The organism is Cohnella silvisoli, from assembly GCF_021190915.1.
GTDB lineage: Bacteria > Bacillota > Bacilli > Paenibacillales > Paenibacillaceae > Cohnella > Cohnella silvisoli.
This window is the reverse complement of sequence record NZ_JAIOAP010000007.1, coordinates 154,549-176,755: the sequence shown is the minus strand read 5'-3', so window position 1 is coordinate 176,755 and position 22,207 is coordinate 154,549. Positions and strand designations below refer to the sequence as shown.

The window sequence follows — 22,207 nt, the reverse complement described above, 5'->3', positions numbered from 1 at the left end:
GACATAACGATGAAAGCAAACAGAAGTTTTGAGCAACTGGGACTCAAGGAGAAAATCGGACAGCTCTTCATGTGCGGTTTCGACGGCCTAGAGCCGACGAACGACATCATGAATTTGATACAGGAATACGGGATCGGCGGCGTCATCTATTTCCGGCGAAACGTTCGCGACGCAGCTCAGGTTGCAGCGTTGTCGGGCAAGCTTCAGCAAGCTTCGGCGGATCCATTGTTCTTAGCGATAGACCAGGAAGGCGGAATGGTTGTCAGGTTGGAAGAAGGCGTGACGGTTATGCCCGGAGCGATGGCGCAAGGCGCGGCCGACAATGCGGAATTAACGCGCGAGGCGGCCAAATGGTCGGGCGCGGAATTGCGCGAGATCGGAATCAACATGAACTTTGCCCCCTGTTTGGACGTCAACAACAACCCGCAAAATCCGGTCATTGGAGTCCGGTCCTATGGGGAAGATGCTGCACGCGTTGCGCAATTGGGCACGGCAGCTATTCGCGGTTATCGCGAAGGCGGCGTCGCGGCGGTAGCGAAACATTTTCCGGGGCATGGCGATACGGCCGTTGATTCTCATCACGAGCTTCCTACCGTCCCGCACGGCGTAGATCGGCTGAATGAAATAGAGCTGTTTCCGTTCCGCCAAGCGATATGGCAAAGAGTGGATGCGATCATGACAGCTCACGTCGTGTTCCCCGCATTCGAACCGGACGGCGTTCCCGCGACGCTCTCCCAGAAAATATTGACGGGACTTCTGCGCGATCGTATGGGCTTTGAAGGCGTCATCGTGACGGATTGCCTGGAAATGAACGCGATAGCGGAGACGATCGGAGTGGCGAGGGGAGCGGTTGAAGCGATTAAGGCCGGCGCGGATCTTATATTGGTCAGCCATAGGCTTACCCGTCAAACCGCGGCTTTAGAGGCCGTAATGGAAGCTGTAATGACGGGTGAAATTTCGGAGTCGCGCATTGATGAGGCTGCCCGAAGAATATGGGAGCTTAAGGAATCGCGCGGATTATTCCGAAATTCCGTTACGGCTGCGAACCCGCTTCGGGCCGCAGAAGTCCAACGCCAGCTTTGCGAAGCAGCGATTACGGTCGTGAAGGGCGGATCGGAGCTGCCGCTGTCTAAGGCAAGCAAAACCGTCGTCGTATGGACGGAAGCCCGCGTGGGCACCGAAGTTATTGAAGTCATTTCCCAAGAATGGACGCTTGGCGCGGCTCTGGCGGACGTTGGTTTCGTTATCGAGGAAATAAGAATAGCGGTTGACCCGACCGATGAAGATGCAGCGGCTGTTCGATTGGCAGCCAGCCGGTGCGATACTCTCGTATACGCTTCCTACGACGCGGGTTTCTCATCCGGACAAACCGAATTAATCCGCGAGCTGTCGGGAAACCCAAGCTTTAAGTTCGTATGGGTGGCGTTGAGAACGCCGTACGATTTGCTGGCAGCCCCCGAAGCTTCGATCTACTTGTGCGCTTACGAGAATAAACCCGCCATGATGACCGCTTTGGCCGGCGTGTTATCCGGAGAAATACCCGTTCAAGCTAAACTCCCTGTAACGATAGGGAGCTACGCACGGGCATCCGCGGGGAAATAGGCATAAATCGACGTAATAACCGAAAATACGACGGTTTCTCCTCTTTTACGAGCGGCGAAATCGTCTTTTTTGCCGCCTTGATGTATAATACGGGGCAGGAGCAACGTGCAAGAGAGACGGAGGGACAACTAATTTATGAGCTATTCGCGATCGCAGACGCAGAGCAAACAGAAATCGAAACGCCGCAGCAAGACCCGGTTTTTGCTTATGCTTAATGGCATTCTGTTGACCGGTATCGTGATCGTCGCCGTTCTCGTATGGAGTTCCAATAGAAGTCATAACGGCCAAGAAAACAATCCGGGCAATAAGGAAGCCCAAAGCAGTCATACGCCGGATGGAGGTCAGTCGCAGTCCACGGCGCCTTCCCCGGACCCATCCGACGATAGCGGCGTAATTGCTTCGCCTGAAGAGGAATCGTCGCCTCCGGCATCGGAAGGGGATACGGTTACGCTCGCATTGGTCGGAGACATACTGCCCGCGGCCAAAGTGTTGGACTTGATGAAGAAGAATGGGTTCGATCACCCTTTCCGCGAGGCCAAATCGCTGCTGGAAGCTGCGGACATCGCGGCAGGCAATCTGGAGACGCCCATTACGACCAGAGGCACTCCCGCCGAAGACAAGCAATATGTGTTCCGCGGACTTCCCGAAGCCGTTCCCGCGATCAAGGAAGCGGGATTCGATTACTTATCGCTCGCCAACAATCATACATTGGATTATGGCTGGCAAGGATTAAGCGACACGATGGACTACTTGGACGATGCCGATCTTCAGCATGCGGGATCGGGCAACGACGATCGTGAAGCTTTTGCGCCGGCATACATAGAAAGCAAAGGAATAACGGTCGGATTCGTGAGCCTCACACGGGTCGTACCGGATGTTTCGTGGAAGGCGGACCGTTCTCATCCAGGCGTCGCGGAAGCTTATTCTCCGGATCGTGCAGTCGAGGCGATTAAGACGGCGAAACAGAACGCGGATATCGTCGTCGTCATGGTACATTGGGGCGTGGAAAAGGTAGATACGCCGGTAGCGCACCAGACGGATTTGGGGCATCGGTTCGTCGACGCGGGGGCTGACTTGGTCATTGGCAGCCATCCGCATGTTCTTCAAGGCTTCGAGGCTTATAAGGGCAAATGGATAGCCTACAGCTTAGGCAACTTTGTTTTCTCGACGACAACGTTGTCCAAAACTTCGGAAACGGGCGTCCTAAACGCGGAATGCAGCAAAGAAGGAACTTGTTCGTTGAAATTTAATCCGATGTTGGCGACAAACTCTCAACCCGCACCGATGGATGAAACTGCGGGAAAAGCTTTGCTAGCCCGATTATCGACTTTATCCTTTGGAGCCTCCGTGAGGGAGGATGGCATCATTGAGGCGATTCGTTAAAAAAATGCTGGACACCAAAGCCCGATTTTCTCGTAAAGGGATGAGTATTGTGAATGAAGTAACACGAGCTGCGTTACATCCTTGCGTTGCGCATCGTGGATTTTCCGGGCGCGCACCGGAAAATACGTTGGCCGCCTTTCGTATGGCGATGAGTCAACCGTTCGTACAATGGATCGAGTTGGACGTTCACTTGTCCCGGGACAACGTTCCCGTTGTCATTCATGACGGCACGCTGAAACGGACGACCAACGGGCAAGGGCTCGTCCGGGAGAAGACGGCTGCGGAGCTTGGAGCTTTGGATGCAGGCAGTTGGTTTCATGCTTCTTTTGCCTCGGAAGGTGTTCCGACGCTGGAGCAGGTCGTTGCCCTGACTTCCGGAAGATGCCGATTAAACGTGGAATTGAAAGGCGACGCTGCGGATCGCGATCTTCTAGCCCGGAAGGTAGTAGATGTTGTTCGCTCTTATCGATTGGAACACGATACCGTAATTACCTCGTTTCATCCGGAATTGCTATCATCCGTACGCAATTATTATCCAGCTATGCGAACAGGTCTTATTATCGATGATCGGCCTTTCAATCTTATCCCCATGTTAACGGTAATGGGGGCATCCGTTCTTTCTATCGGATATGGCCGACTGACCCCGCAGCTGTTGCAGCAGAGCGCCGACGCTTCTATCGATGTCATGGCCTGGACCGTCAACTCACCCGGCGATTTACGCAGGCTGGCGAAACGTCCTGAGCCTTTTCAGCTTTGCACCAACTACCCGGACCGCTGGCTGGCGGCTGTGAAAGAGGAGAGCTAGAAGATGAGTGCAACAACGACGACGTTATCCCCGGATATTCGCAATATTTATTGCATTGGCCGCAACTACCGCCTCCATGCCGCCGAGATGGGCAATGAGGTGCCTTCATCGCCGATGCTGTTTACGAAACCGACGCATGCGGCAGTCAGCATGACAAACGGAACCCTCGTCGTACCCGGGGCGCAAGGAAGCGTGCATTACGAAGCGGAGCTCGTACTCGCTGTCGGACGAACCTATGAAGCCGGCATTAGCTGCGATGAACTGCTTAGCGCTTTTACCGTCGGATTAGATCTGACGCTCCGGGATGTCCAGGACAGGTTAAAGGCAAAGGGACATCCTTGGCTGGCGGCCAAAGGCTTTCGGAACTCCGCACCGCTAGGTCGATGGTTGAGTTTTCCGGGCGTGCCCGCGATAACCGAGCATGATTTCGGCTTGAGGATCAACGATAAGGAAGTGCAGCGCGGGAACGCTAAGGATATGGTGTTCGGCTTGCAGCAGATCGTAGATTTCGTTGGGTTAACGTATGGCTTGGCAGAGGGAGATCTATTGTATACGGGGACGCCGGAAGGAGTCGGTTCCCTGAACGAAGGGGATACGCTTGAGGTGTGGTGGCATGAGGAGAGCTTGGGCAAGGGACAGGTTAGGCTGTCCCTCTAATTACTCTTCGTCCGTCAACCGCTTGCGAATTTCGAGGAGCTTCGGAAGTTGGCTAAAGAAGACATCGACGACGTCGGGGTCGAAATGGCGTCCTCGTTCCTCCCGGAATAAATTTTCGATTTTCTCTATCGGCCAAGCCGCCTTGTAAACCCGCTCCGCGCTTAACGCATCGAAGACGTCGGCAACCGCGGTAATCCGGCCGAAGATGTGGATTTCCTCGCCTTTTCTCCCTGCCGGATAGCCGCCGCCGTCCCACTTCTCATGATGCTGCTCCGCAACGATAGCCGCCGTTCTCAACAATTGTCTTTTGGATCCTTTAAGCAATTGGTGACCGATTTTCGTATGCGATTTGATAATGTCATATTCTTCTTCGGTCAATTTGCCCGGTTTATTCAATACCGCGTCGGGAATGGCGACTTTACCGATATCGTGCATTGGCGAGGCAGTCCGAAGCAGTTCTGCTTGATCGACGCTTAGGCCGAGACCGAGCGCAAGTACGTAAGAATACTCGGCAACCCGTTTAACGTGGTTACCGGTTTCTTTGGATCGGATTTCACCGACTTCACCCATCGTAGAGATGATCTCCCGCTGCGTGTCGATGATTTCCTGGTGCAGCATAACGGACTCCAGCGATTTGCCGGCATAGGATGCCGCCAAGGACAAGAGTTCCAAATCCCGCAGAGTGAAATAATCGATTTCGGTTAATTTATTAATGGCTTGATAAGCACCAATAATTTCCCCGTCGTTATTGCGGAACGGTACGGTAATGATTGATTTCGTATGATAACCCGTTTTGCGGTCGTTCTCCGCGTTATGCCTCGGATCGTTATAAGCATCCTCGATGATAATCGGTTCCCCGGAAATTATGGCATTGCCCACAAGTCCCGTACCGTATGGGATACGGATCTCGTCTACCCCATGTGCAACGGTAGTGTATAGTTGATGGTTAGGTTCATCTATGAGCCACACGGTGCATCTATCGGATAAAATCATTTCGCGGCCCATGTTGGCCATAAGAACAAGCACGGCGTTCAATTTCTGCTCGCTTGCGATTTTCGCCGTGTAGTCGAATATGATTCGCAATAAATCTTCCGGTGTCAGCTCTTTCTTATACATTAGGGTTCACTCCTTAACGACTCCTTTCCCTTATTCGCGAGAATCGTGTCGAATCCTGCAAGGAAAACGCAAAAAAACAATATCTTCCTATAGGAAAACATTGTTTTATAGCTCGAGGCCGTCATTTACGCGAAATGCCCGCTTAAACCATCGATGTAATAAGTGATCGCTTTGGTCAAACTCTCCATTAAATCTTCGGGCATTTGAAATCCGCCCATAGACTCCAATGAAGCGAATCCATGCACCATGCTGCGTAAACCGCGTATAGCATGGACGGCTTCCGTATCGGGAAGCCCTAAGGGCTGCATAAGCCGAATAAATAAGGCCAATATTTGTTCGGCGGTTTTATCGAATTCGGGCGGCTTCGGGTCGGTTAAGCGGTTAACCGCTTCATAAAGTCCCGGATGAACACGCACGAATCCGACATAGGCTTTGCCGATTTCGATAAGCGCCTGCTTGCCGGATTGTCCGATAGCGGCATCGTTTAATCTATCCCTAAGCAATCGTATGGCGTACAGGGATAGTTTTTGACGCAAATCAGGAAGCCCGGCTACGTGATTGTACAGGGAAGGTGTCTTGATTCCGAGTTGTCCGGCAACATTCCCCAATGTGACTTGATCCCATCCGTCCCGGTCGGCAATTTCCGCTGCGGCACCGATGACGATTTCCGGCTTAATGCCTGCCCTCATCCGCTTTTCCTCCTGCTCAATTGCTTTTCTGCCTCATTAATAGCGCGATCAATGGCGTCCGCAGGCTGATGCAGGGCATAACCGTGGCCTACAACGAGCACGGAAGGGTTTAAGTTGAGCAGCTTACGCGCGCTTTCGATCGCGGTCGGAGTGTGCCAAGTTGCCATCGCAGGGAAGGGGAAGGACCATTTCATATGTCCGGATACGGCCAACCCTCCCTTGGTTTGGAAAGCGTCACCCGCAATCAACGTATTGCTGGTCGTTTCTAGGAAAGCAAAGTGACCAGGCGTGTGACCGGGCGAGGCTACGGCTACGAGCGAACCGATACGGTCGTTATCGTCAATAAGAAAATCGGGAGAGAACAGCGCTTTTTTCGGTATCGCGCCTTTAATCGGCGTTTGGGCTTCTTGCGACAATAGACTGCGGTCACCCTTTAGGATGGATGCATCTCTGCGCGAAATTCCGATTTGGACATCGGGGAACTTTTGTTTTAGGAATGGAACGGCACCGATATGATCATCGTGCGCATGCGTAAGCAATATGCGGCTGAGCGGTTTACCCGTAGCTTCAATAGCCGTGAGAATTCCTTTGGCTACGAAGGGCATGCACGCATCGATTAGCGTAATGCCATCGTCCTCTTCAATAAGGTAGCAGTTCATCGGGAATAGCCGGGGGAGAAAATTCAGTTGCGTTACGGGTCCCCATGTTGTTTTAACCATAATTAACGCCTCCATTTACTAATTGTATTATTATAATAACTAATGTGATTAGTTTTAACAAGAGGTTTTTGCCTCAAGATGATCTTATCCCTGCTTTAGTTGTTTGACTCCCTTACTTTGGGGGAGTTTACTCTTACAATAAGGATGCAAGCAACAAACATATACCTTTTGGGAGGTCTACCTAGTGAAAAGAAACGCAATGGTCATCCTTACCCTCATTCTCGCCTTGTCGACATTGTTGGCAGCATGCGGAAGCAAGAAGAACAACGATACTTCTTCACCGTCCGCATCGACTAGCCCGAGCGCCAGTGCCAGTGCCAGCGCACCGGCAAGCGAACCCGCTTCTCCAAGTAAAGAAGTGGAGCCGTTCACCGTATCCCTTCGCCATATTCAAATCGGCGAACCGCAAAAATTCCGCAAAGCGATTCTCGACGAAGTCGTAAAGAAAACCGAAGCCGAGGTTCCGGGCTTGAAATTCGAGCTGGACGGCGTAGAGGACGCGGTAAACCGCTTCACGAAGCTGCCAGCCGAGATGGCTGCCGGCAACCAACCGAAAATTTTCGATTTGTTCGGAGGTAACGCTGACGCATTGAAATACGCGAAAGCAGGCCGCTTGCTTGACCTGACTCCGATTCTGGATGAACTGCAGCTGAAAGATAAATTCCTTAACGTATTCGGTCAATTTACATTGGATGGCAAAATCTACGGTTTGCCAATCGGAGGCAACATGGAAGGCGTATTTTACAATACGGAAATTTTCCAACAGAACGGACTAAACCCGCCTACGACATGGGATGACTTGATTAAAGCCGCCGACACGCTTAAAGGCAAAGGAATCACTCCTTTCGCGCAGGCTTCCCAAGCTGGATGGGTTCCTAACATGCTGGTCGATACTTTGCTTGGCCGTCATGTCGCAGCGGGCTTCCCGAACGGTCTCACGGACGGTACTTTGAAATGGAATTCACCGGAAATTGTCGCTGCGTATACCCTCTACCAAGATTTCGTGAAAAAAGGCTACTTTACAAAAGGCGAGCTTGGCAAAACGTACGACGATATGTTGAATGAATTCGGTGCAGGCAAAGCAGCCATGATGTTTGACGGCAGCTGGCGCTCATCCGCTTTCAAAGCGGATGGCGTAGCTAAAGCGATTAACGGTAAAGTCGCATTCATAGCCTTGCCGGCTATCCCGAACGCTGCCGGCGAACAAACATCGATCAATGCGAACTACGGAAACGGTTATGGTTTCTCTTCCGACTTGAACGAGAACGAACTGGCAGCCGTTAAAGCATTCATCAAAAATTTATACAACGACGAAATGCAGCTTCGCGGTTTGACGGAAGACGGCGTTCTTCCTTCGATGAAGCTGTCCGATGAAGCGATGGGTAAAGTTACGGATCCGCTTGTTAAACAAGTTCTGGATACGATGAAAGCCGCCGGCTCTTCCTTCGTGCACTTTGACTCCGTCGTACAAAAAGCGGTTAACGCCGAAACGGAAAATCAACTGCAGAAGCTGATCGCCAACAAAGCGACTCCGCAAGAAGTCGGGGACGCGATCCAAAAAGTACAAGATACGGAAAACGCAAAGAAATAATTTAAGCATTGGAAGTTGGTGAGGAGGCACCGCCCGCCCCTGCGTGGGTGGGCCTCCTTGTCCATAGTGGGGAGGAACCATGAAAAATACGCTAAAGAATCCCGCTGTTTACCTAATGTTCATTATTCCTACGATCACGCTGTACGGGTTGTTCTTTTTATACCCCATGTTTTCCTCCGTATTCTATGCTTTTACGAATTGGAACGGATTGGATGAGACCCGGTTCATCGGTTTGGATAATTTCACGACGGCATTCGGGGACGAGAGTTTCCGCAGCGCAATATTCAACAATATGTACTTCATAGTTTTTTCCGTAGGACTACAGGTTCCGATTATTATCATCTTAGCGCTTTTGATTAGCAACGTTAAAAAGTTAAAAGGCTTTTACAAAACGACGGTGTTCATGCCGTCCATCCTTTCCACATCCGTTATCGGGATTTTGTGGGGCTTCATTTATGATCCGGACATTGGACCGATCTCGGCTTTCTTGGGCTTTTTCGGACTCGATCCGATTTATTGGCTGGCGGAGCCCAAATGGGCTATGATCGCCATTCTGCTCACGAACGCTTGGCAGTGGGTCGGCTTTTATATCGTGTTAATTTTGGCGGCTATTCTAGCCATTCCTAAAGAAATCGATGAAGCGGCGGAAATCGACGGGGCGAATGCGACGCAACGCGCTTGGTACTTAACCGTTCCTCTGATCAAACCGATCATTTCCGTCGTCGTTATGCTTTCCATTGCAGGTGCCATGAGGGTTGTCGATATCGTTCTCGTTATGACGAACGGAGGCCCTGCCGGATCGACGGAAGTTATGGCTTCCTACATGGTCAATAAAGCGATCAAATTCGGCGACTACGGTTATGGGACCGCGCTGGCCATTATTATTTTCGCCTTCGCGTTAGTGTTTACGGCCATTTATCAGCTTACGTTCGGTAAGACGGAAAGGATTGAATATTGATGCCGACTTCATTGAAGAAAGCTGTGCCTCACGCCGTATTGTTGGTGTACGTGGCCATCATATTGTTTCCTTTCGTATTTGTTCTTTTCTCTTCGCTGAAAGCGGACAATGTCGAAATTTCCCAGTCTCCGTTCGCGTTTCCTAAAGATTTTTATTTTCAAAATTACGTAGACGCCTGGGTTCAAGCTAAAATCGACGTTTATTTCTTTAACAGCACCTATTTGGCGCTTTCAACCGCTGTACTCGGAGTGCTGCTGGCGGCGGGTACTTCATTCGCGCTGACGCGCATGAAATTCCGGATTACGAGCAAAATCATTTATCAATGCGTTCTGATCGGCTTGCTCATACCGGGTAACGTATTGTTTATCGCCCAGTATATATTAATGATGAAGCTGGATATTCTGAATACCCACTGGGCGCTGTTCTGGCCTTATACGGCAGGCGCATTGCCATTCAGCATCTTGCTCATATCCGCGTTTATGAAATCGATGCCGAATGAGCTGGAAGAGGCAGCGATCATTGACGGCTTAAGCGCTCCGGGGCTGTTCGTCCGCATCATTTTGCCTCTAACGCTTCCGGCGCTGGTAACGGTTTTCATCATTAACTTCCTGGGCAACTGGAACGAGTACTTGCTGGCGAATTTCTTTATCAACAAAGATACGCTGCGCACGTTGCCAACGGGTATGGTCGGGTTCAGGGACGCTTACCAGACGAACTATGCTCTGATTTGTACGGGAATTGTTTTCAGCGTAACTCCGGTGCTGCTCTTGTACGCATTCTTGCAGAAGCAGATTATCGAAGGGATTACGGCGGGAAGCGTTAAGGGGTAAAAATAAGGCATTAACAGACGGGCGCTGTCTCCATTTGGGGACAAGCGCCCTTTGTGTTATAAATGGGGGAGAGACGCGAAAGGAGGGGGTGCCGATGAACGTTAGCTCGTTTCCGCCGCTCATCGATGAACGCTCCCGTATTTTGATTTTGGGCAGCATGCCGGGTGTCGCATCTTTGCGGGCCTATCAATATTACGGAAATCCCCGGAACTTTTTGTGGAGGATTTTGTACGCTTTGTTCGACAATCGGGAGCCCGATCCGGATTACGAGGACAGGCTCGCGTTCGCTTTAGGCAATGGCGTCGCTTTGTGGGATGTCATCGCGAACTGCGAGAGAAAAGGGAGCTTGGATAGCGATATCAAGCTGGCTGTTCCGAACGACATTCCGGGGCTGCTCCAGCGTTATCCGAACATTGAGGCGCTTGTATGCAATGGAGCGAAGTCGTTTGCCGAGCTGAGTAAGCATTATGGCTCATTTCCTGAAGTTGCTGGCCGCAAGGTGATTCGGATGCCTTCGACAAGCCCGATACCTACGCCGCAGTACCGTGGGTTGGAGGATCGTTTGCAGGCTTGGCGCGCGATTATGGAATTGTAAGCAGCTTGACAAGATATCATTTCATCTTTATATTTAACTTTATGGTTAATTATCGAGAAGAAACGTTAAATGAAATTTTTTCAGTTCTGTCCGATCCGACGAGAAGACAGATTATTAAGCAGTTAGCCCAACGTGAAATGACGGTTATGAAATTGGCTGAGCCATACGCTATGTCTTTGCCGGCGATTTCAAAGCATCTAAAGGTATTGGGGAAATCTGGATTAGTGTCTGTGCGCAAGGAAGGGAGGTATCGCTATTACTACTTGAATCCAGCATCTGTGGATACTGCACAGCAATGGTTGACAGATTTAAAAGGGTTTTGGACTTCGCAGTTATCGAGTCTTGAACGTTTTCTGGACAAAAATACAAACAGTGATTAAGGAGTTACTTACAATGATCACAATGCAAAATGGAAAATTTACGCTTGAACTTAATCACACGTACAATACGAGAAAAGAAAATGTGTTTCAAGCTTGGACAAATCCAGAACAATTGAAGCAGTGGTGGGGACCCGAAGGGTTTACGACTACCATTGATCAAATGGATGTTAAAGCAGGGGGGCATTACCGTTTTATTATGCATTCTCCGAACGGGAAAGATCATGTTATCGCCGGTATTTATAAGGAGATTATCTCCAATGAAAAGCTAGTGTTTACCTGGAAATGGGAAAATAATGGTTCGGAGCTTGAGGAAACGCTTGTCACCATTGAGTTTCATGAACGAAATTCAAAAACGGAGCTTGTGATAACCCATGAAAACTTCTCCACAAGGGAAGAAGCAGAAGAACATAACAAGGGCTGGAGCAGTTCTTTGGAAGGAAGCTTGCTAAAGTATTTTGGTTAGGAATAGGGGTAATCCAACCTTGAAAGGAGGTGAACGGAATGAAAGAATTGGCTTGCAACTGCGGTCATGTTGTAAAGGATGAAAATCCGCATGCAGTAGAAGCGAGAATGTGGCATCATGCGATTCACGACCATAGCGACATGCTGAAATCCATGTCTGAAGATCAAATCGTAGGTTGGCTAACGGAAACACACAAAACATTGGGGCTGCAAGCCTAAAAATACATATTGGAGAGGAAGAGTTCGATGCCAAATCCTGTCGTTCATTTCGAGATTACCGGAAAAGATGGAGCCAAATTGCAAAATTATTACAAAGAGCTGTTTCAATGGGAGATTAACGCAAACAACCCAATGAATTATGGCATGGTCGATACGCAAAGCGGCGGAATTAACGGAGGCATCAGCGGATCGGACGGTGGTCCGGGATATGTTACTATCTATGTAGAGGTGGCCGATTTGCAGGCTACTTTAGACAAGGCAGTAGAGTTGGGCGGAAAGATCATCATGCCTATTACCGAAATTCCGGACATGGTAACGATGGCGCTCTTTACAGATATCGAGAACAACATTGTCGGCATTATTAAAGCTCGCGGTTAAAAGATAGATAATAAAAAGAAGCCTATTCTTGTCGCATGCCTGCGACTTGAATAGGTTTTGTTTTATTATCTGATAAGTTGCAGCTACAATGTAAAGAGAAACGAAGTGGTGAGGAACTCAAGCGAGAGAGGGATTACTAATGAGTCAAACAATTCTGATTGTGGACGACGAGCGAGAGGTAGTCGATTTATTAAAATTGTACATTGAAAACGAAGGGTATCATGTTCTGGAAGCTTTTGATGGGAAGGAGGTTATAGATATCGTTCGAAAGCATAAGGTCGATTTGGTTGTGCTTGATATCATGATGCCGGAGCGTGACGGATTTCAGGTCGTGAGGGAACTGCGTCAGTCCTTTTCGATACCTGTCATTTTGTTATCCGCACGTGTGCAGGATCATGATAAAATTTTGGGACTCAATATCGGTGCGGACGATTATATGACAAAGCCGTTCAATCCGTTGGAAGTCGTCGCGCGGATACACGCGCAGTTGAGAAGATATCATCATGTTCAGACTGAAAAGGTTGTCGCTTCCGAGCAAGTGAAGATTGGCGATCTAATTTTAGATAAAGCAAGCTGTCAATTGTACAAAAACGAACAATCCATTGGTCTGACCTCTATCGAGTATAAGTTACTCCTTCATTTTATGGAAAATCCGGAGCGGGTATTTACGAAAAGACAGCTTCTCGAAAGCGTCTGGGAGCAGTGGTACGCTGGCGATGACAATACGCTCATGGTATACATATGCAAACTGCGCGAAAAGATTGAAGCGGAGCCTAAAAACCCGGTTTATTTAAAAACGATCCGGGGACTTGGCTATAAGTTTGAAAAGAGGTGCTGAGGATGCGCCGGAGGATAATGAGCATTCGCGACATGCTGCGTCTTCACTATTTTCTTTTGGTCATCGTCATTAGCGCAGTTGGGGTTGTCAGTATATTATATGCGTCCAAAGGGGCGGATAAGAGCTACGCAGATAAAGAGTTATATGTGAGGACGGCACAGGATTTGGTGGACGCCGAAGATGATGATGAGGGAAAGGCTTCTATAATTAATGAGATTATGAGAGTGAATGGTTGGATCGAAGTACTGGATTCACAGAATAAAGTAACGCAATACATAGGGACTCCCTTGGACAGAACAACATCAGAATCGCTGCAGTTAGACAATGACCCCGAGCATGCACCATATATCAGTTCGGTAGCTTCTTTTAGCAACGAAGGAAATTCTTATTCTTATTTGGTAAAAATACCCGTAGATCAGTTAGAAGTGAGCATTTGGGACAAACAAAATGCTATAGAACGAGATAAACTCATTCAACGCTATAATTTGGGAGCCGTGTTTGGATTTATTCTGCTATCCTCTGCGGTAATTTTTGTTTACAGCAGATGGACGGCAAGAAAAATCAGTTATCCGCTTGCCAAGATTGCTGAAGGAATTGATAAATTAAAAGCAGGGGATTATACGGTTCGCTTGGAATTAAAGCTGGAAAGCGAATTTTTGCAAATTCGAGATACATTAAACGATATGGCTGAGAAATTAGAACGGGCCAATGAAGAAAAGAAGCAGATGGAACAGGACAGGCAAAGAATGCTCGCCGATATCGCCCATGATTTGAAAACGCCTATTTCTACCGTATATGGTTATGCAAAAGCTCTGCATGAAGGAATGGTCAAAGATGCGGACAAACAAAAAAGCTATCTTCTGTCCATCTATAATAAAGCGGAACGGGTTAACTCATTAATGGATACTTTGTTTGAAATGACGCAGCTTGACCATCCAACTTTCAAGTTAGATAAAAAGGAACAAGATATCGGCGAATGTATGCGTGAAATCATATTGGAGCATTTCTCCGAAATCGAAGAAAAAGGAATTGAATTGGAGATAGAAATACCAGAGGAAGAAGTGATCTATTCCTTTGACCGAGAGCAGTTGGGGCGTGTAATAAGTAACTTGATTTCAAATGCGGTACGGTACAATCCGGCAGGCACTCGCTTGCGAACCACCTTGCGAGATCAGCTCGATGGAATTTTTATGGAGATTGCAGACGATGGGAGCGGTATTCCCTTGCATTTGCAATCTATTATTTTCGAGCCCTTTGTACGCGGCGACAAAGCACGCGGTAATGACGGAGGGACAGGTTTAGGGCTGGCGATCGCCCAAAAAATTGTCGGCCTTCATAACGGGTCACTTCAATTACTCAGTACACAAGAGGAGATCACGATATTCCGTATCTTTCTTCCTAAAATTTAAGGTTGCATTAAAATTTGTTTAAGCCGAGGGAAATTTTCTCCTGTTAACATTGGAATTGAATAAAATCAAAATCCAAAAAACAGAGGTGATAAATGATGTTGTTTCAAAAGAAAAAAAATAAATTGAACTTGGTTCCATTTTTTCTAGCTATACTTTTGGCCGTTGCAGTTCCTCTGGCAGCATTTACAGAGACTACAGCGAATGCAGCAGCTGGAAATGCTGCTGGCGGTTTCTCTGAGGAGCTAAACAGCGCGAATAGCCAGTTATGGTCTTCCTCGAACGGTTGGGCAAATGGGGACGACTTTGGCAACGGATGGCGGGCGGATCATGTCGAGTTTGGAAATGGAATTATGGCATTGCGGTTGGACGATCAGTCGTGTCCTTCCGGTTGTTCAAGCAAATCGTACGCATCCGGTGAATATGCTACGAACAATAAATACAGTTACGGACGCGTCGAAACGCGCATGAAAGTGGCTAAAGGAGATGGATTGGTCACTTCTCTGTTTACTTACTCCGGTCCAACGCAGGACACCAAAAATGACGAGATCGATATTGAAATACTTGGAAAAGATACAACGAAGTTAGAAACAAATTATTTTACTAATGGGGATGGTGAGCACAGTACCGTTATTGATCTTGGATTCGATGCAGCCGAAAACTTTCACGATTATGCTTTTGAATGGTCTCCAGTAGCGATCAAGTGGTATGTGGATGGTGTACTCGTACATACGGAAACAGGCCAGCGCGGTCCGCTGCCGACAGTGCCGGGCAACATAATGGTTAACTTATGGTCGGGATCAGGAGCTGCGGAACAATGGACGAACCCGTTTGTTTATTCCGGTACACCTATTTGTGCATATTATGATTCGATTAAGTTTACGCCAGCAGACGAAATGCAAACCATGCGGCCTTTTCCACAGCATACTAAGTATGTAAAGGGCGCGATTAAACCAAACTACGTTACTCAGCAGCAGTTGGATAACGACGTGAGTAAAAAGTACGATGAATGGAAAAACACCTATTTGAAAAAACACCCCAAAAAGTCTGATCAGTATTACGTTTTTTATAATCTTGAAAATGTAGCGACACCGGCCAATGCTGTCTCTTGTTCAGAAGGACACGGTTATGGGATGATGATCACCGCCTTGATGGCAGGATACGATTCGCGTGCCAAAGAGTACTTTGACGGGCTGTATCGTTTTTATAAAGCACATCCAAGCATAAACAATTCGGCTTTAATGGCTTGGCAACAAATGATAACAAGCGATGGAAACATCATCGATACTCCTGAGAGTGATAGCGATAATGGAAATCGTTCGGCTACGGATGGAGATATGGACATCGCTTACGGCTTGTTGTTAGCGGATAAGCAGTGGGGGAGCAGCGGGAAGATCAACTATAGGAGTGAGGCTAAGGCTGTAATTAACGCGATAATGGCAAAAGATATAAATCATAGCCAATGGAACTTGAAATTTGGCGATTGGGTAGATGACAGCGATGCTGACTATGGCACTGCCACTCGCCCATCTGATTTTATGCTTAGCCATTTGAAAGTATTTCAAAAGGTTTCCGGCGATGGTAACTGGGCAAGAGTGAGTGATAAAACATATCGTATAATCAGTTCCATCGCAAGCCGATACAGTCCTTCAACCGGGTTGCTTCCAGACTTTGTAGTATTGAAAAATGGTAATTATACGCCTTCACCAGCAAATTTACTCGAAACGGATAGGGATGGTTATTTCAGTTGGAACGCAGCGCGCACCCCATGGAGAATTCCTATTGACTACCTAATATCAGGTGATGTGCGGGCATTGAAGCAGATTAAAACAATGAATAAATGGATTCAATCGAAAACAAAAGGCGATCCAAAGAAAATCATGTCCGGTTATAAATTAAACGGAACAGATCTGAAAGACAATGAAGGCACAATTGCCTATTCTGGACCGTTTGCGGTTAGTGCAATGGTGGAATCAGGCAATCAAAAATGGCTGAACACGTTGTGGAAAGAGCTTGTTAACTCTCCTACTTCGAGTAATACCTATTATGGCAACAGCATCAGATTGCTTTCCATGATAACCGTTTCCGGAAACTGGTGGACGCCGTAAATAAAAATTTAAAAAAGTTGAAATAATCCATATTTCAGTCGAAATTATTAATTGTCCCCCTGTATTCTTTCCCTTTATTATTAAAATAAAAAAATTAAACGAACTTAAAACAGAGAGGATGTGCTTTTATGTTACGTAAACTGTACTTATTAACTGTACTTACTTGTTTAGTTATGTTAACGCTTTCAGCTTCAACATCCGCTGCAGCCGGGTTAGATGCCGAATACAAAGCGCGTGCCGAAGCGATCACCAGCGTATTTGAGAACGGTACTACAGAACTTCAGTATGGATATGCGGAAAATTTGAACGACGGTCGTGGCATTACATCTGGACGCGCCGGTTTTACCACCGGTACGGGTGATGCTTATGTCGTTGTGAAAAGGTTTACAGACCTTGTTCCGGAAAACCCGCTGGCTCAATACCTGTCTGAGCTTGAGAGATTAAATACAGCATCGCAAAAAGATGACGTCTCGGGGTTGAGTGGATATATTGAGGCTTGGCGCTCCTTGGGCAACGATTCGACATTCCGTCAAGTGCAAAATGACGTCGTCGATGAGATGTACTATGGTCCTTCTCAAGTATTTGCTGACAATTTGGGCTTGAATCTGAACTTGTCTCGCGGACAATTGTATGATGCGATCATTCAACATGGCAGTTCTGCCGATTATTCGGACTCATTACCCGCTTTGATTAACTGGACGAATGAAAGGATGGGTGGAACACCTGCATCCGGCGTTGACGAGAAGGATTGGATGAACGCTTTTCTGGACGTGCGCAGAGCTGATTTGGAAAATGCGGTCGATCCAGCAACCCGAGAAGAATGGAAGAAGTCAGTCGGTCGTGTAGATGTGTACAAGAGCATTGTCGCCGATGGCAATTGGGATTTGAACGGTCCGATTACAATTAACACGCCAGAATGGCAAGTAACAGTTCAATAGCATACGCGGTTTACCTGACAATGACATGATTATCAATCCAATGAAAAGAGGTACTAAACTATGTTATTTCAAAAGAAAAGAATTAACTTGAACCCGATTCGATTTTTTCTAGCTATACTTTTGACAGTTGTAGTTCCTCAGACAGCATTTACAGCGACTACTGCAAATGCTGCTGGTAATGGTTTCTATGAGGAGCTAAACGGCATGAATAGCCAGTTATGGTACACCGCGGATGGTTGGGAAAATGGGGAGAACTTTGGCAACGGATGGCGGGCGGATCATGTCGAGTTTGAAGATGGAATTATGGCATTGCAGTTGGACGATCAGCCGTGCCCTTCCGGTTGTTCAGGCAAATCGTATGCATCCGGTGAATATGCCACACACAATAAATACGGTTACGGACGCGTCGAAGGGCGTATAAAAGCGGCTCAAGGAGAGGGGGTGGTCACTTCTCTTTTCACTTACACCGGCCCAAGTGATGGTACCCAATGGGATGAGATTGATATTGAAATTCTTGGAAAAGATACAACGAAATTGGAAACGAATTATTATACTGATGGAGATGGCGACCACGCTACTGTTATTGATCTTGGATTCGATGCCGCCGCAGACTTTCATGATTATGCTTTTGAATGGTCTTCAACAGCGATCAATTGGTATGTGGATGGTGTACTCGTGCATACGGAAACAGGCCAGCGCGGTCCACTGCCGACATTGCCGGGCCACATTATGGCTAACTTATGGCCGGGAACAGGACTGTTTGAAGGATGGACCCATCCGTTTGTTTATTCCGGTTCACCTATTCGGGCGTACTATGATTGGATTAAGTTTACACCCGCAGACTAGGATGGTGCAATGAAGCAGATTAAAACAATGAACACCGTTTCCGGAAATTGGTGGATACCGTAAATAAAAATAAAAATCTAAAGCCACAAGGATGTTTTCATAATCTTGTGGCTTTAGTTTATACAGAGCCCCTAGCCAATTCCATGTTAACATGGACCTGAATCAATGGTGTTAATTAGGTAAGGATTTAGTGGGAGGTTAAGTCAATGCTGAAAGGAAAAATATTGTTATATGAGTTAATTCGCAATTCAAGAATTAAGAATAGACTGATCGTTTCGTTTCTCTTTTTATCCATTCTTCCCTTGTTTATCACCTCCACATTTACCTATCAAAAAACGAGCGAAGCGATTCATGCCAAAAGCAGTACTTATTCTTTGCAGATATTAGATCAGGTCCGTAATGAAACTAATCGAGAGAATAAGAAGCTGGAATACTTAAGCGATCAAATTATGACGAATAATCTAGTGCAAACCAACCTGATCAATGCGACGAAATTAGATATGCATTCTGTAATGGATACCTATTATGAAGTGAATCAAACGTTCAGCGGCAGGAAGCTGCTAGATCATATTAAATCCTTGCAAATTTATAATTCTTCAGAAGAAATGTTATACGATTTGGGCTACGATCAATTGAAAGAAGAAGATATTAGTCGACTTACGAAGATGATAGCGGAGTATGATGGCAACGATGTTTGGACACATGTGACGACGAAAAATGATGTCGATTGCATTATTCTTGGCAGGCAGATCCATTCACGTGAAAATTGGCTGCATCCCATTGGTTATATTTTTATCGCAGTTAAAGAAAGCTTTTACTCTCGGGATATTTATGGGGACGTTGATATGGGGGAGGGGGCGGATCTCTTTATATTAGATTCACAAGGAAATGTGTTATCAGCCCGAAATCGGGAAATCCAGGTTGGAAAAAAACACGAAAACAGCGTTTTAATCAAACAAATCGTTTCGAATGAAGCTGAAGGTAAACGCTCTTTTTCCATAACGATGCAACGTAACGGTTATTTGGCGGCATATTCCTACGACACCTCAGCCCGATGGTATTTGATCAGCATGATTCCCGAAGCTTATTTGAATAAAGAGACGCGAAAGGTGCTGCCTTATATTTTATACGTATGCGCGTTATGTCTTGTTTTTTCACTGCTGCTTACTTTTATTATTTCTACAAGTATTTCTAAGCCGCTGAAATTATTAACTCTGAACATGAAGCATGTTGCGGACGGCAATCTGAATGTTAGTATTAAAGACTCAAACAAGGATGAAATTGGTTTTCTGACAGGAAAGTTTAATAGTATGGTTGAACAAATTCGGAACTCGATAGATCACACAAAAGAAGAACAAAATAAGAAACGTGAAATTGAATTGCAAATGCTTCAAGCCCAAATCAACCCCCATTTTTTATTTAATACTTTAAATTCATTAAAATGGACGGCGATGTTGAATAACGATGTTAGTGTAAGCAGTGGTTTGACGTCGCTTGCCGAGCTGCTGCGCAGCACAATCGTCGATAAAAAAGAATTGATTTTGTTAAGGGACGAACTCAAAAATGTGGAAAACTATATTGTTATACAACGGCTCCGCTATGGAACCTCGTTTGAGGTAGAGTATCAGATCAATGAAAGATTAAGGGATAGCCGTATTCTTAAATTTATATTGCAGCCTATTGTTGAGAATTCAATTATTCATGGATTGAATCCCAAGGAAAATGATTCGAAGATTATTATTTCCGCTGAAGAATTGGGTGCATATTTGCGAATCACTATTCGCGATAATGGAAAGGGAATGGACGAGCAGCAAATCGAGAAGTTGATGGAATCCGGATATAAAGACAAGCATCGGCTATCCAATATTGGGATTTCAAATGTGAATGAACGGATAAAGCTTAACTATGGCGAAGAATTCGGGCTGACGATTGAAAGTGAAGTGGGAAAAGGAACCCGAGTAATCTTGATGATGCCTCTGCTGGGAATGGAGAGTATGGACAATGATTAAAGTGTTGCTAGTCGATGATGAGAAGATCATGCGAATTGGGATCAAGATGATGATTCCATGGGAGGAGCATGGATTTGAGTGGGTTGGTGGGGCGGAGGACGGCTTAGAAGCGCTTGGTATGATAGAGCAGCATCGTCCGGATATTATTATTACGGATTTAATGATGCCAAAAATGAGTGGACTGGAGCTTATTCAGAGGTTGAATAAGGATCCTCTATTCCATGGCAGAGTGATCGTTCTAAGCAATTACGATGATTATGAATTGGTTCGAGATGCCATGAAACTTGGGGCAGTCGACTATTTATTAAAGCTTACCTTGAAGCCAGAGGAGCTATTAGATGTGTTGGGTAAAGCAGTCATCGAGCTTATTGCGGAAAAAGAAGTGAAGGAAATACATCGAATGAATACCATTGTGATGCGAGAGAGCTTGCTGCAGTCACGTAAAAATTTCCTCAAGGAATTACTCCATGATGATCTTTTGTTAGAAAACGGTATTGCTGCAAAAGCGCAGAAGCTGAACGTTACATTCGGCAATGCTCCAAGCTTTTTACTTTACCTGACATTGGATCAAGTTGAGAAAATCTTGAGAACAGGGAAGTGGGCGGACAAACAGCTGCTGATTTTTTCCATACAGAATATAATATCAGAAATCATAAATGAGTTTTCCCAAGCGGAATTTACCGAGATCGGATTCCGTGATTTTGTTATTATCATACCGGAAAGCGACAAAAATGGCACAGATCACCGGAAGCTCCAGTTGGCCAAGCAAATTTCAAGCATGCTCAAGATATATTTGGATTTAGATGTGAGTGTTTTGATCAGTAGCGTTTTCAAGGGCTTACCTTTAGCAAGGGAAGTCTTCGTCACTTGTAAAAAAGCAGCTGAAATGCGGTTTTATCATAGTGAACCCATGATTGCGCATGCGAGGGAGACTGTGTTTGATCATCTGCACTTTGCCAAGTTGAATCCTTCCTATCATGAGGAATTGAAGAAATTTGCACAATCTGGCAATACGAATGGCTTATTAAAAGTATTTGATGGATTCTTAGATGCGGCAGGTAAGGAGCGTTTTCATCCATCCTTAGTGCTTAAGATGGCCTTATTTGCGATTGAAGAGTGGGAACTGGCTGGAGCAGATACGGAGCAACCGCAAGTGCTGTCCGAGCCCTACAAAAAAAGATTGATTAAAGCAGAGACAATAGGAGAATTCAAGGATGCCTTCGTAAAAGCAGTGCTTGCTCTAAGTGAAAATTCGTTAACGCTTTCCTCCAAAAAATATCGCAAAGAAATAAGGGATATTATTGATTTTATGCTGAAAAATTTGGATCAAAAAATTACATTAAGGATGATTGCCAATCATGTAAATCTGAATGAAAGCTATTTGACTCGATTGTTCAAGTTAGAAATAGGAAAAACGATCATCCATTTCTTGAATGATTTGCGTATGGAAAAAGCGCAGGAGCTTTTGAAAAATCCGGATTTGAGTGTAAGAAGAGTATCTGAGATGGTAGGTATTCCCGATCCCTTGTATTTCAATCGTATCTTTAACAAGGTACATGGGCAAAGCCCGTCGGATTTTAAGAGGAACTGCACTAAAAGTCGAAATAGTCCATATTTCAGTCGAGATTATTAATTTCACCCTTCACCCTTTCCCTATATGATTAGGACCAGAAACATC

22 protein-coding genes are annotated in these 22,207 nt (G+C 46.4%); 19 read left to right on the top strand and 3 right to left on the bottom strand.

The genetic code is table 11. The features are described 5' to 3' along the window. Nucleotides 1-9: 9 nt before the first annotated feature. The 4 genes from nagZ (at nucleotide 10) to K7P76_RS15070 (ending at nucleotide 4,447) form a co-directional block, all read left to right on the top strand. Nucleotides 10-1,602, top strand: a complete 1,593-nt coding sequence (nagZ, locus tag K7P76_RS15085) for a beta-N-acetylhexosaminidase (protein WP_232186135.1) — start codon at nucleotides 10-12, stop codon at nucleotides 1,600-1,602. Nucleotides 1,603-1,737: 135 nt separating this feature from the next. Next, complete coding sequence (locus tag K7P76_RS15080; RefSeq protein WP_232186134.1) at nucleotides 1,738-2,985, top strand: CapA family protein; 1,248 nt, start codon at nucleotides 1,738-1,740, stop codon at nucleotides 2,983-2,985. After that, complete coding sequence (locus tag K7P76_RS15075; protein ID WP_232186133.1) at nucleotides 2,969-3,790, top strand: glycerophosphodiester phosphodiesterase; 822 nt, start codon at nucleotides 2,969-2,971, stop codon at nucleotides 3,788-3,790. The genes K7P76_RS15080 and K7P76_RS15075 overlap by 17 nt, the downstream gene beginning before the upstream one ends. A 3-nt stretch (nucleotides 3,791-3,793) precedes the next feature. Then, complete coding sequence (locus K7P76_RS15070; RefSeq protein ID WP_232186132.1) at nucleotides 3,794-4,447, top strand: fumarylacetoacetate hydrolase family protein; 654 nt, start codon at nucleotides 3,794-3,796, stop codon at nucleotides 4,445-4,447. Here the strand turns inward: K7P76_RS15070 and K7P76_RS15065 are convergent, their stop codons facing one another. From K7P76_RS15065 to K7P76_RS15055, 3 genes are all read right to left on the bottom strand, one after another. Then, entirely contained in the window at nucleotides 4,448-5,563 is a 1,116-nt protein-coding gene (locus K7P76_RS15065; protein WP_232186131.1) for an HD domain-containing phosphohydrolase, read from the bottom strand. It lies immediately after the preceding gene. 125 nt (nucleotides 5,564-5,688) lie between these two features. Beyond that, nucleotides 5,689-6,252: a TetR/AcrR family transcriptional regulator gene (locus tag K7P76_RS15060; protein ID WP_232186130.1), complete on the bottom strand. Its 564-nt coding sequence runs from the start codon at nucleotides 6,250-6,252 to the stop codon at nucleotides 5,689-5,691. Then, nucleotides 6,249-6,971 (bottom strand): MBL fold metallo-hydrolase, encoded by a 723-nt coding sequence (locus K7P76_RS15055; RefSeq protein ID WP_232186129.1) that lies wholly within the window; start codon nucleotides 6,969-6,971, stop codon nucleotides 6,249-6,251. Before K7P76_RS15055 ends, K7P76_RS15060 begins: the two co-directional genes overlap by 4 nt. Before the next feature lie 184 nt (nucleotides 6,972-7,155). On the opposite strand from K7P76_RS15055, the gene K7P76_RS15050 reads away from it, so the two are divergent. The 15 genes from K7P76_RS15050 (at nucleotide 7,156) to K7P76_RS14980 (ending at nucleotide 22,162) form a co-directional block, all read left to right on the top strand. Next, nucleotides 7,156-8,562, top strand: a complete 1,407-nt coding sequence (locus K7P76_RS15050) for an extracellular solute-binding protein (protein WP_232186128.1) — start codon at nucleotides 7,156-7,158, stop codon at nucleotides 8,560-8,562. A 79-nt stretch (nucleotides 8,563-8,641) separates the two neighbouring features. Beyond that, the gene (locus K7P76_RS15045) at nucleotides 8,642-9,520 is read left to right on the top strand and encodes a carbohydrate ABC transporter permease (RefSeq protein WP_232186127.1); all 879 of its coding nucleotides are present in this window, start codon (nucleotides 8,642-8,644) and stop codon (nucleotides 9,518-9,520) included. Further along, nucleotides 9,520-10,350 (top strand): carbohydrate ABC transporter permease, encoded by an 831-nt coding sequence (locus K7P76_RS15040; protein ID WP_232186126.1) that lies wholly within the window; start codon nucleotides 9,520-9,522, stop codon nucleotides 10,348-10,350. The genes K7P76_RS15045 and K7P76_RS15040 overlap by 1 nt, the downstream gene beginning before the upstream one ends. Nucleotides 10,351-10,444: 94 nt before the next feature. Continuing rightward, a complete protein-coding gene (locus K7P76_RS15035; RefSeq protein ID WP_232186125.1) occupies nucleotides 10,445-10,945 on the top strand; it encodes a DNA-deoxyinosine glycosylase in 501 nt (166 codons plus the stop codon). Continuing rightward, nucleotides 10,921-11,325, top strand: coding sequence for an ArsR/SmtB family transcription factor (locus K7P76_RS15030; RefSeq protein ID WP_232186124.1), 405 nt, complete (start codon nucleotides 10,921-10,923; stop codon nucleotides 11,323-11,325). Before K7P76_RS15035 ends, K7P76_RS15030 begins: the two co-directional genes overlap by 25 nt. A gap of 13 nt (nucleotides 11,326-11,338) precedes the next feature. Then, nucleotides 11,339-11,788, top strand: coding sequence for an SRPBCC family protein (locus tag K7P76_RS15025; protein ID WP_232186123.1), 450 nt, complete (start codon nucleotides 11,339-11,341; stop codon nucleotides 11,786-11,788). 38 nt (nucleotides 11,789-11,826) lie between these two features. Beyond that, nucleotides 11,827-12,006 carry a hypothetical protein gene (locus tag K7P76_RS15020; protein ID WP_232186122.1) on the top strand — a complete coding sequence of 60 codons (180 nt, stop codon included), beginning with the start codon at nucleotides 11,827-11,829 and terminating at the stop codon, nucleotides 12,004-12,006. A 27-nt stretch (nucleotides 12,007-12,033) separates the two neighbouring features. Further along, a complete protein-coding gene (locus K7P76_RS15015; RefSeq protein WP_232186121.1) occupies nucleotides 12,034-12,384 on the top strand; it encodes a VOC family protein in 351 nt (116 codons plus the stop codon). 139 nt (nucleotides 12,385-12,523) lie between these two features. Next, the gene (locus tag K7P76_RS15010; RefSeq protein WP_232186120.1) at nucleotides 12,524-13,222 is read left to right on the top strand and encodes a response regulator transcription factor; all 699 of its coding nucleotides are present in this window, start codon (nucleotides 12,524-12,526) and stop codon (nucleotides 13,220-13,222) included. A gap of 17 nt (nucleotides 13,223-13,239) precedes the next feature. Beyond that, nucleotides 13,240-14,631 (top strand): HAMP domain-containing sensor histidine kinase, encoded by a 1,392-nt coding sequence (locus tag K7P76_RS15005; RefSeq protein ID WP_232186119.1) that lies wholly within the window; start codon nucleotides 13,240-13,242, stop codon nucleotides 14,629-14,631. Between the two features lie 92 nt (nucleotides 14,632-14,723). Next, the gene (gene bglS / locus K7P76_RS15000) at nucleotides 14,724-16,736 is read left to right on the top strand and encodes a beta-glucanase (RefSeq protein ID WP_232186118.1); all 2,013 of its coding nucleotides are present in this window, start codon (nucleotides 14,724-14,726) and stop codon (nucleotides 16,734-16,736) included. A gap of 128 nt (nucleotides 16,737-16,864) precedes the next feature. Continuing rightward, the gene (locus tag K7P76_RS14995; protein ID WP_232186117.1) at nucleotides 16,865-17,674 is read left to right on the top strand and encodes a chitosanase; all 810 of its coding nucleotides are present in this window, start codon (nucleotides 16,865-16,867) and stop codon (nucleotides 17,672-17,674) included. A gap of 60 nt (nucleotides 17,675-17,734) precedes the next feature. Next, a complete protein-coding gene (bglS, locus tag K7P76_RS14990; protein WP_232186116.1) occupies nucleotides 17,735-18,520 on the top strand; it encodes a beta-glucanase in 786 nt (261 codons plus the stop codon). Between the two features lie 206 nt (nucleotides 18,521-18,726). Continuing rightward, nucleotides 18,727-20,529: a cache domain-containing sensor histidine kinase gene (locus K7P76_RS14985; protein WP_232186115.1), complete on the top strand. Its 1,803-nt coding sequence runs from the start codon at nucleotides 18,727-18,729 to the stop codon at nucleotides 20,527-20,529. Continuing rightward, nucleotides 20,522-22,162 carry a response regulator gene (locus tag K7P76_RS14980; protein WP_232186114.1) on the top strand — a complete coding sequence of 547 codons (1,641 nt, stop codon included), beginning with the start codon at nucleotides 20,522-20,524 and terminating at the stop codon, nucleotides 22,160-22,162. Before K7P76_RS14985 ends, K7P76_RS14980 begins: the two co-directional genes overlap by 8 nt. Nucleotides 22,163-22,207: the final 45 nt, after the last annotated feature.

Coding starts and splice junctions, on each gene's coding strand:
- bglS (WP_232186116.1), top strand. CDS start 17,735: ATGTTATTTCAAAAGAAAAGAATTAACTTGAACCCGATTCGATTTTTT.
- K7P76_RS15025 (WP_232186123.1), top strand. CDS start 11,339: ATGATCACAATGCAAAATGGAAAATTTACGCTTGAACTTAATCACACG.
- K7P76_RS15035 (WP_232186125.1), top strand. CDS start 10,445: ATGAACGTTAGCTCGTTTCCGCCGCTCATCGATGAACGCTCCCGTATT.
- K7P76_RS14985 (WP_232186115.1), top strand. CDS start 18,727: ATGCTGAAAGGAAAAATATTGTTATATGAGTTAATTCGCAATTCAAGA.
- K7P76_RS15065 (WP_232186131.1), bottom strand. CDS start 5,563: ATGTATAAGAAAGAGCTGACACCGGAAGATTTATTGCGAATCATATTC.
- bglS (WP_232186118.1), top strand. CDS start 14,724: ATGATGTTGTTTCAAAAGAAAAAAAATAAATTGAACTTGGTTCCATTT.
- K7P76_RS15020 (WP_232186122.1), top strand. CDS start 11,827: ATGAAAGAATTGGCTTGCAACTGCGGTCATGTTGTAAAGGATGAAAAT.
- K7P76_RS15010 (WP_232186120.1), top strand. CDS start 12,524: ATGAGTCAAACAATTCTGATTGTGGACGACGAGCGAGAGGTAGTCGAT.
- K7P76_RS15015 (WP_232186121.1), top strand. CDS start 12,034: ATGCCAAATCCTGTCGTTCATTTCGAGATTACCGGAAAAGATGGAGCC.
- K7P76_RS15055 (WP_232186129.1), bottom strand. CDS start 6,971: ATGGTTAAAACAACATGGGGACCCGTAACGCAACTGAATTTTCTCCCC.
- K7P76_RS15040 (WP_232186126.1), top strand. CDS start 9,520: ATGCCGACTTCATTGAAGAAAGCTGTGCCTCACGCCGTATTGTTGGTG.
- K7P76_RS14995 (WP_232186117.1), top strand. CDS start 16,865: ATGTTACGTAAACTGTACTTATTAACTGTACTTACTTGTTTAGTTATG.
- K7P76_RS15080 (WP_232186134.1), top strand. CDS start 1,738: ATGAGCTATTCGCGATCGCAGACGCAGAGCAAACAGAAATCGAAACGC.
- nagZ (WP_232186135.1), top strand. CDS start 10: ATGAAAGCAAACAGAAGTTTTGAGCAACTGGGACTCAAGGAGAAAATC.
- K7P76_RS15060 (WP_232186130.1), bottom strand. CDS start 6,252: ATGAGGGCAGGCATTAAGCCGGAAATCGTCATCGGTGCCGCAGCGGAA.
- K7P76_RS15070 (WP_232186132.1), top strand. CDS start 3,794: ATGAGTGCAACAACGACGACGTTATCCCCGGATATTCGCAATATTTAT.
- K7P76_RS14980 (WP_232186114.1), top strand. CDS start 20,522: ATGATTAAAGTGTTGCTAGTCGATGATGAGAAGATCATGCGAATTGGG.
- K7P76_RS15045 (WP_232186127.1), top strand. CDS start 8,642: ATGAAAAATACGCTAAAGAATCCCGCTGTTTACCTAATGTTCATTATT.
- K7P76_RS15005 (WP_232186119.1), top strand. CDS start 13,240: ATGAGCATTCGCGACATGCTGCGTCTTCACTATTTTCTTTTGGTCATC.